At 63.0% G+C, this 9,488-nt stretch carries 5 protein-coding genes; all 5 read right to left on the bottom strand.

From position 1 onward, the window contains the following. Window positions 1-101: 101 nt before the first annotated feature. On the bottom strand, window positions 102-4,913 hold the full coding sequence (locus tag C5O79_RS01265) for an RHS repeat-associated core domain-containing protein (RefSeq protein WP_163009072.1): 4,812 nt from the start codon (window positions 4,911-4,913) through the stop codon (window positions 102-104). 95 nt (window positions 4,914-5,008) lie between these two features. After that, window positions 5,009-5,446: a hypothetical protein gene (locus C5O79_RS01270; RefSeq protein ID WP_124474482.1), complete on the bottom strand. Its 438-nt coding sequence runs from the start codon at window positions 5,444-5,446 to the stop codon at window positions 5,009-5,011. After that, window positions 5,443-8,376 carry a type VI secretion system Vgr family protein gene (tssI, locus tag C5O79_RS01275; RefSeq protein ID WP_122478183.1) on the bottom strand — a complete coding sequence of 978 codons (2,934 nt, stop codon included), beginning with the start codon at window positions 8,374-8,376 and terminating at the stop codon, window positions 5,443-5,445. The genes C5O79_RS01270 and tssI overlap by 4 nt, the downstream gene beginning before the upstream one ends. Window positions 8,377-8,387: 11 nt before the next feature. Then, window positions 8,388-8,624 carry a hypothetical protein gene (locus tag C5O79_RS01280; RefSeq protein ID WP_122478185.1) on the bottom strand — a complete coding sequence of 79 codons (237 nt, stop codon included), beginning with the start codon at window positions 8,622-8,624 and terminating at the stop codon, window positions 8,388-8,390. 26 nt (window positions 8,625-8,650) lie between these two features. Beyond that, window positions 8,651-9,487 carry a type IVB secretion system protein IcmH/DotU gene (gene icmH / locus C5O79_RS01285; RefSeq protein ID WP_131931055.1) on the bottom strand — a complete coding sequence of 279 codons (837 nt, stop codon included), beginning with the start codon at window positions 9,485-9,487 and terminating at the stop codon, window positions 8,651-8,653. Between the last annotated feature and the right edge of the window lies 1 nt (window position 9,488).

Genomic DNA, 9,488 nt, shown 5'->3' on the forward strand with positions numbered 1-9,488 from the left:
CAAAACCGATAGGCCGACAAGACGCCGCCTAGAATTAGCATCCCACAAATTAAAAACATGACAATTCTGGCCGCTTGAATAAGGTCACACATATATATTCTTCAGAATAATGGCACATATAAACTAGGGGTTACGGGTGTCTTTACTTCAGGTCCGATACCCGCACCGATACCGATGTACAGCTCTGGCCAAGTCGACGTTTGCCCGATGTCGATCGAAACTATGCCAGCGGAAAATCCCAAACCAGGCGAAGCCGGTAAATTTTTGGCGTCCGGATCGCTAAATTTAAATCCGCAAGAAGCTGTCACTCGTGCGCCAGCGGCAAGCATTGGAATACTCGCCTGCCCGCTCAATCCGGCTTTTTCGTTTGCAGCAATCCCAATGGATCCGCCAGTCCCCATCGCAACGGTTCCTGAAGCTCTGCACTCACCTGTCATAATCGGACGAGGCGTCCGATACATTTCCCTCATTATCTGCTCGGGACTCTGCCCCTGCTGCATTCTCCACATCCCCTCTGAAGCGCGTTGCTGCACTCCTGGCGCATTAAAGAATCCCACGTCCTGCAGACCCAATGGATCGCTGCGCATAGTCGGCGCATTCCGCACATAGGCGTACAGGTTGTAGCCACCGAGCAGCCCGAGGGGGTCTTTTGACACGTAGCGCCCGACATTTGGGTCGTAATAGCGATAACGGTTGTAATGCAAACCGGATTCCGCATCATGATGCTGGCCCAGGAAGCGGATCGGGTTGGCATGGGAGACTGCCCCGCTCGCTTCGCAAATCACCTCTCGAGCCTTCCCCCAACCCGAGTACTCAGCATTCCATACGATTGCGCCTCGCTCATCCGTTAGTTCGAGCGGTGTGCCCAAGTGATCGCACTGGTACCAGGCAAAACTGTCGATTGACGGAGCGGGCGGTGGCGGCAGCCAAAGTGGATCCTTGTCACGCCGGTAGTAGTCGCCGTGCTTAGGCTGGTCCAGCAAGGCGATCGGCTCGTGCCGTACAGATTGCGCCACTGGCACGAATCTGCCCGGCTCGTACACGTAGTGCGTGGTACGCGCGCCGAAGCCGTCCTCGTCTGCGATGGTGCTTTCCCACGCCAGCGTGTCGCCATCCCAGCCGTACAGCGTGAAGCCACAGCCCAGTTCACGGTTGCGCTTCACGCGCTGAGCACGGTTCCAATGCGGGCCGGCTTCGCGCCGCTCCTGATAGTGCGCCTGGCTGTGCTTGAACAATCTCCGCCCGAGCGCATCGTAGGCGTAGTCGACCTGCAAGCGCTCGTCGTCGTAATGGGTGAGCCGGTCGAACAGGTCCCAGGTGAAGCGACTCTCCTTGCCGTTATGCCAGCGCTGGGTGAGGTTGCCGCGAGCGTCGTACTGGTAATGTGTACCGGCATACTGCTTGAGCAGGTTGTCCAGTGCCTTGACGGGCGGCATGTGCTGGCGCTCGGCTTCACGCTCCTCGTCCGGATCGATCAGATTGCCAGCGGGGTCGAACGCGAAGGTTTCCTGACCCAGCCGGCTGGCAGCTTCCAGCAATCTGCCCGCCGGGTCGTAACGATAAGCCAGTTGGCCGCGCCGCGTGTCATTGATAGCAGTAAGCTGGCTGGCAGCGTCATATTGATAGCGCCGTACCAGCAGGCGGTTATCGCCGCTGGTCTGCCCGGGCGGGCCTTTCAGTGTGTCGCGCGCGAGCACCTGCTCGCTCGGTCGACCCACGGCATCCCATGCTTGCGTCTGCAACAAGCCATTGCCCTGCAGGCGTGCCACCTCGCGATGCAGGTCGTCTCGCTCGTAGCTGACCAGTTCTCGATCATCCAACTGGAGGGCCAGCAGGTGGCCACTGCCGTAGGTGAGCCAACTGACGCGGTGACCATCTGGACGCACGGTTGCAATGCGCTGGTTGAGCGCATCGTACTCATGCAGCCATACCGCCACCAGCGGCTTAGCTAGACGGGAGTAATGCTGGTGCTCACGCACCAGGTTGCCTGCCAGATCATGGAACCATTGCAGGCGACTATCCGCATTGACCGCTAGTGCCAGGTTGCCGTTGCCGTCATAGGCGAAGCGTTCAACTTGCCAATCGGCCTCGCGTGGGATCGTGTCGCCGGTTTGTAGTGCAGCGCGCCGTTCGATCAGCCGGCCCATCTCGTCGAAGCTGTAGGCGGTGATGCGCTGGCCGTCGATGGCACGCGCCAGCATCCCACTCGCATCGTCATACACGTAGCGCGTGGTGCCACCATCGAAACCACTTTGGGCCAACAAACGGCCCACCGAGTCATAAACAAACGTGGTTTCGCGCCCGTTCTCGTTGCGCAGTGCGGTGAGCTGGCCAAGCTTGTCCCATTGATAATGCAGCTTCTGCCCGGCAGCACTGATGCGATATGCAAGCAACCCAGCATCGTTGTAGCCCCAGGTGGTACGCCGACCTTGGGGATCCATGTATGCCAACAGGCGCCCCTCGGCATCCCGCTCGAAACGGTGTTCGATGTTGTCCGGCTGAACAATGGTGGCGAGCTGACCCGCTTCGTAGCAGTAGGTGGTGGCGTTACCACCCGAATCGGTTATTTGGATGAGCCGGCCACGCTCGTCATAGGTCCAGGTGCTAGCCTTACCTGAGCAGTCCACGTAGCGGGTGAGCTGGCCGTTTGCGTTGTATTCGAGCTGCTTCTGTTTGCCGTTGGCATCGGTGATGCCAATCGGCAACCCCATCAAGTTGTAGGCATACTCAGTCTTGTTGCCCAGCGGATCGATGGTTTCGGTCAGCCGACCGCGGGTGTCGTAGTCGCGCAGCCAGAGGCCACCTTCGGCGTCGCTGACCTTGATGAGTTGATCCTGGCTATCCCACGCGTAATGCACGGTGGTGCCGTCGGCGCGGATATGTTCCAGCAGGTTGCCGTTCTCGTCATGCGCGAAGCGATTGGTATGGCCCGCGCTGTTGACGTGCTGGACGACGTTCTTGGCACTGTCCCGGAAGAACCATTCAGAGCGCTGGTCCGGGTGAACGATCCGGTAGGTGTAGCCGAGGTGGTCGTAGTAGTGCCAGGTCTCCTGGCCGTGGGCGTCGGTAACGTAGGTGAGGCGAATGTTCTCGTCCCACTCCAGACGGGTGTCGAAGCTGCCGTCATCCGCCCACTCACGCACGGCGCGGGCATCCGCACCCTCACCCTGCCAGACCAGATTCATGCCGCGGCCGGTGCGATCCGTGTACCGGGTGATCAGGTGGTGCTGGTACTGATAGGTCCACGCGGCAGCGTTCTCATCCTGGGCCAGGATGAGGTCGCCCGCTGCGTCGTAGCGGTACAGGCTCAGGCGACGCAGGGGTTCGTGCTCGCCCATCAGCCACAGGCCAGTGATGCGGCCCGCTTCGTCCACCAGGGCGCCGAGACGGGTGTGTACCTGACTGGGGTCGTCCTGGTAGGTGATCAGGTCCGACAGCACCGCGCGATTGCCAACGCGGTGGTCGTAGCCGAGCAGCATGCCGGCGCCTCCGCGCAACTCGATCCGCACCAGCAGAAAGCGGTCGCCGTGGCGCTGGTAGGTCTCACGCCGCTCGTAGCCACGGCACAGCACCAGTTGGTGATCGCTCACGCGCACGAGGATGAGGTCCTCGATGCGATCCTCATGGTGTTGCCCAACCTTGGGCAGCGGATAGTCGTGGCTGCGACCATCGGCGGCGTGATAGCGCAGGCGCTCCCCAGCCACGTCGAATCGCTTGGTGTACACAGTCGTCCAGCGCGCACCGAGTTCTCCACTGTCATAGGCGGCCTGGCTGGAGCGGTAGCTGCGCGTCCAGGCGATCGGGAACGGGCCAGGCAGGATGAAGTCGGTATGTGCGATGGACTCGCTGCCCGTGGCGAAGCTGATGTTGCTGCCGGTACCAGTGCAGGTGCCGCTCTTGCAATCGCTGGGGTCCTGCTCCGCCCTGCATTCGGCTTCTCGTGCCTCGAGGGGTTGCCCGGGTCTCGCCTGGTTGCTGATACTGGTGGTATCGAGCTTGACATTGGCGCTCTGCCCCACGCTAGGACCTCTTGCGGCGAGCGAGCGCTGCCATTGCGCAATGATCCAGCCGATGCTTTGCTCCAAGGCCGGATCGGCTAGCCGCCGGATCTGCACGCCCAGTTCCGGGGCAAAGCGGCGCAGCGCCGCTATGTGGGACTGCAGCACGCCGAGCGCCTCCGCCGACAGCGGGCCGGCAGCCTTGCCAAGACTGGCCTTGGCCGCACTCTTGTGGAAGAGAACGGCCGCGTCGTAACCATTCGCGAACACACAGGTGGGGTCGCGCCACGAATCGCCTGCCGCCGTCAAGGACGCCGGCCCTGCCACATCGCTCCCCAGCGGCGCGCCAACGGCGAGCGCGTTGAGGCCGGCGGCAAGGTCCAGCACCAGCGTCTGTCCCAGCGTCGCCGCCTCTTCAATGAACCCGGGCAACTCGGCCTGGGTCCGTTGCACGAAGTCGTCCAGTTCGCCCTTGATGCTGGCATTGAGGTGGGTGGCCAGGGTGTTGAAGGCCGACTCGCCAAGGCCCCCGCTCTGCCGCAGTTCCTGGCGCACAAGGAACAAAGCCGGCCGCAGGCTCATGCGAGCCGGCGCGGTGTCGGCTGCCGGAGCCAAGCCAATGAGGTTGATGCCTAACGTTGCCCAGTCGAAGGTGGTACGTGATTGCGCTTGCACCAGGGTGACGAGGTCGCCGAGACCATCTACCAACGGCAGGATGTTGCCGAGCACCGGCACATTCCCTGCTGCACTTCGCAGACGCTCCAACGAGATGGCGCCGCTGCTGATATTGATCAGCCAGTCATCAAAGGCCTTGATGCTCAGCGCGACGTCCGCCGATTGGATTTGATTCACCGGAACGACGGCAATCTGCCTTTCGCGGGCGGGGGATGCGGTGTTGCTGATCGTATCCATCATACGTGTACTCACGGGGTTGAACGTGAAGCGACACCGCTGCGTAGCAGTGCCAAGTGGCATGGGAAGACAGAGAGGCTGCGCGGCATGCGGCTACCTCACAATGGCCGTTGATTCGCATGGCCGCCGTGACGACCGCTGCGATAGAGGGAGAACACCTTCACGCTTTCGGAGACGATCAGGAGCGCGATGTTCAGTACCAGGCTGTGTGAACCGAACAGGTTCAGCAGCCAGGGAATGAACGACAGCGACGGCACTGCCAGCAATAGACGAAACGGAATCTGGACATAAGCCATCGGCCGTGCTGCCCAACTGTTGGTGAGAAACAGATAAGCCGTTACCGCGATGAAGCAGGTCAGCCCCAGTGACAAGCTAGTTGTCAGAGGGGCATACCATGTGGGCTGCTCTAGGTTCTGGAGACGAAGGATGTCCGCAACGAACGGAATCTTGCCTTCCACTGCGTTCAGCCAGAGGTAGCGCGCAAGGTAGAGCAGATCCATCGCGGCCCAGAACGTAAAGAGACCCGGTCGCTTCATGTGCGGATTCCCGGCGTGCGCATCATCGCCATCGGATCGCTCGCCTTCGTCGCGGCTTTCCCGTAGGCTGGGGCGGCACCGGTCAGCCAGCGATCGGCTTCCGCAAGCGGCGGCACCCAGCCCTGGATCTTGCTGCCGGCGGCGCTCAACAATACATTCTTGGCCCCTGCGAGCTGGCCGAGAACAGGCGCAATCTGACCCAGGCCAGACGCGGACGTCAGCGTGCCTGCGAGGTCCATGAGGCCAGCCACGCCCGTGCCCACGCTGCCCATGAGGCCAGTGGCAGATATCGGTTCTGCGGCGTCCTTCGCTGCAATCAACCCTCCTGCCATGGCGATCGACCGTTGCGATTTTCCCGTCGCCTCAGCCTCAGGCCAGGGTGCCGTACCGAAATAGTTGGCCACCGACATGGTGTCGGCGGGATCCGTGCCAAACCGCACGCGCGCGGGCCCGGGCGCTGCACCTGCGACTACGTTATGGCCGGCCTTGTCGAGAGCCCCCTTGAAAATCTTGCCCATGGCGTCCTCCACTTCGTAGGTCCCCGCGCTGATGCCTGCGCCATTGGCAAAACGACTGGCGTAACGATTGAACAGTTCCAGATTTCCCTCGCTGGGCTTGGGCGGCGCCGGGAAGCTGGCCGCGCGATTTTTCGGGCCGGTGTAGCTGAACTTGGCCGCGTGGCCGGTATAGCGGCCGCTGGTCTGGTGGGTAATCCCGCCCGCGTTGTAGACGGTCGCGCTGCCGCCGCCGTTGATGACCAGCTCGGTCTTGGCGTTCAGCGTGATGCGGTCGGCGGTGTGGGTGATGTTGAGCTTGGCCAGCAGGTTGATACTGTCTTTCAGCGCGCGGATGTCGATGTCCCCCGCCGCGGCCACCAGGCGATAGCCAAGGCTCTGCACGAACAAACGCATGCCACGGCTGGCGCTGGCGAGCAGACGCTTGCCGCTGGTCATGCTGATATGTTCCGTACTGCTGAGCGCAATGTGTTCGCCGCTGGCGATATGGGTCGAGCCAGGCGTGCTGGTGGCGATACCCACCGGGCTGGCGACGACAAGGTACGGCTGCGCGAACTCGGGAAAGTTGTTGCTGGCCGGGTCACCTGGGCCACTGCCGAGGATGCCCTGGTGCTGCTTTTGCAGGGCCTTGGCGACCGCATCCTGGTCGCCCGTTTCCTGCGCCTGTACTTCGCGGGCCTGGGTGCCGAAGCCATCCTGCTGCTCGCCGGCCACGTCCAGACGGGCAGCGGTCTCCTTGAGGTCCTTGTGGTGCTCGCCGGCGTGGGGGCGCGGCTCGGTGGTCAACAGCAGGCCGGAGCCGGCGCGCACGGCGCCGTGCTCGTCGGTGCGCAGCTCGAAACCCTTGCCGCGCGCTTTGCCGCCGCCCGGACGCGGGTGGACGAGGTAGCCCAGGTTGAGCGCGCTGGCCCCCTGGTCGCTGCGCAGTGTGGTGCTGATCTCGCCGTTCGTGTCGTCGAACAGCAGTTCATTGTTGCGCCCAGCCTTGTGCTCCTTGCTTTTGATCGTGCTGAGGATGTTGTGCTTGGGCAGCTCGTACGGCGGCAACTGCAGGGCCATGTAGGTCCTGCCGATGATCAGAGGCTGGTCGCAATCGCCGTCGATATTGCCCACCAGGACTTCCTGGCCGATACGCGGGATAGCCATGTGGCCCCAGGTGGCACCGGCCCAGTTCTGCGAAACGCGGATCCAGCAGGAGCTGTGTTCGTCGGACTTGCCCTGCCGGTCCCAGGTGAACTGGACCTTCACCCTGCCCCACTCGTCGCAGTGGATTTCCTCGCCCGGCGGGCCGACGACGATGGCGACCTGCGGGCCATCGATGCGCGGCTTGGCGATCGGCTGAGGACGCCATTCCACATCATCGGGAATCAGCTCGGCGGTATAGCTGTAGTGGGTGCCCTGTTCCGCGCCTGCGCTTTCCTCGGCCTGGCTGGTGTGCTGCACGCCGCGGTGCCTGATGCGCAGGGGGCGCCAGCCGCGGTTGAGGTCGGCACGGGGATGGCCGGTGAGGTCGAAGGCCAGGCCGGGCACCAGGCGCGCATCGTCGCCTTCCACTTCCGCGGTACGGGCGTCGCCGCGCAGCCCGAGCAGGCGGGTTCGGGTGAAGGGCTGCCCCGCCGCGTCTTCCTTGTAGCGGCCGGGGAAATGGTAGACCTCGTAGTCCTGCCCCTGGTGGTCGAGCTGCGTGCCGTCGTGTCGATGCTCCTGGTTATAGGCCGGGTGCTTGAAGGTGTAGTCGCGCTGGGTTTGCCGCGCAGTGCGCACGCGCTCGCTGTAGCGGAAGCGACGCAGCGCTGGCGTAGGTTGGTCGCCTCCTGGCGTGGCGTTGTATTCGACCGGGCCGCCGTCGATGGAGCCGAAGATGTAGAGATTGTCCCCATGCACCAGGCGGTGGCTGGCATCGGCAAACGCAAAGGCGTAGTAGAAGCCTTCTTCCGCCGCCAGCCGGGCGAGGAAATGCAAGTCGCTGTCGCCTGCCTGCACGCAATATTCACGCGGCAGATGCGTCTCGGTCACCAACTGTTCGTAGTCGGTGATCTCGTGTTCCTTGAGCACTGCAGACAGAATGTCCGGCACGCTCTGCCGTTGGAAGATGCGCCAGTCCGCGCACAGGCCGGTGCGCGCAAGTTTGGGTTCAACCATGGCACGGTAGCGGGTGCGGCGAAAGCCGGTTTCCCCCTGTTCGAAATCGCTGACCAGACCATGGACGTAGCGCACGGGCTGGTCAGCGCGCCAGATGGTGAGCTGCGCGGGGTGGTCGAGGACGGCCGAGAAGTCGATCGATGGATCGGTATTGGCGAGGTCCACCGACAGGGCGAACGGCGTGCTGAGGCCTTCGTCCAGTTCGAACTGGACGACGTCGAACTCGATGCCACCCGCGTTGAAGGTGAAACGCAGGTCGGATTGTCGAGGCATGGGTGTGCTCCTCAATCGGTAGAAAAATCACCGGCATGGACCGCCGCGAGCCGCGTTCGATCTCCCGGCGGAAAATCAGTCAGGCAGTGGCTGACCTGCACCCGCTGCCAATGGCGCAGCCATTGCTGGCGCTCGGCGTAGCGTTCCATCCAGAACCCATGGGCCGCCATGACGCCAGCCGCGAGGTACGTTTCGATATCGAGGTCATCCGTCTTGATACCGCCGTAACTGCTCGTTTTCCTGACCATGGCGATCCTCCTTGGGGTGCTTGGAGCTAGCGCTTGAGGGTGGCGTCCAGCGCGCGCAGTACCTGCCCGGTGCTGCTGTCCAGCTGAACGCTGAAGTAGGCATACGCGCCGGTGAGCAGCACCAACGCGCAGGCCCAGGGCGTCCACCACGGCAGTTGTCCGCCGAGCCGGTAACGGCGTGTGGCGATATTCCGGCCGCCATCGGTGAGCTTTTCCGGGACGTCGCCACGCAACCCGCGCAACACGTGGTGCAATCGGTCGATGATGTGGTTGAGCGACTCATCGCGGTTGTTACGCACACCGTACTTACCGGTAAAACCCAGACACAGGCAGAGGTACTTGAACTCCAGTACGTCTCGGTACTTGGCGGGCTCCACGAGCATGCGGGTGAGCACGGTGAAGAACTTCTCGCCGCCCCAGGTTTCGTTATGGAAGTGGCTGAGCAACGACCGCTTGGCCCATACCGAATCGGAGCCGCCCCAGGGGGTAGCCATGACGGCCTCGTCGATGAAGGCGCACAAGGCGTAGCGAAAAGCCAGTTGCGTGGCGCTGTCGTAGCTGTGCTGGCGGATTTCCTCGTCGAGCGCGCCGATCTGGTCGCGCACGGTTTGATAGAGCTTGCCGATGTCGTCGCAGCGCTCCAGCCGGCGCAGGCGAATCACCAGAGCCAGCAACGGCTGCGCGCCGTCCACCAGAGGATTCCAGCCATGGCCGCGCAACTGGAAACTCAGGTCCGGGTCGCCGTTGAGCTGTTCGATTCGCTGATAGCCGACGGTCTGGCTGAGCACGTCCGCGGCGGCGTGGCCGGGAGCCGGGCGTGAGCGCAGCGTGCGCGGGTCGTCGAGGGGAACGGTCGTGGTCATG

The sequence above is a fragment of the Burkholderia sp. SRS-25 genome (assembly GCF_004343765.1).
In the GTDB taxonomy this organism is placed as follows: domain Bacteria; phylum Pseudomonadota; class Gammaproteobacteria; order Burkholderiales; family Burkholderiaceae; genus Burkholderia; species Burkholderia contaminans.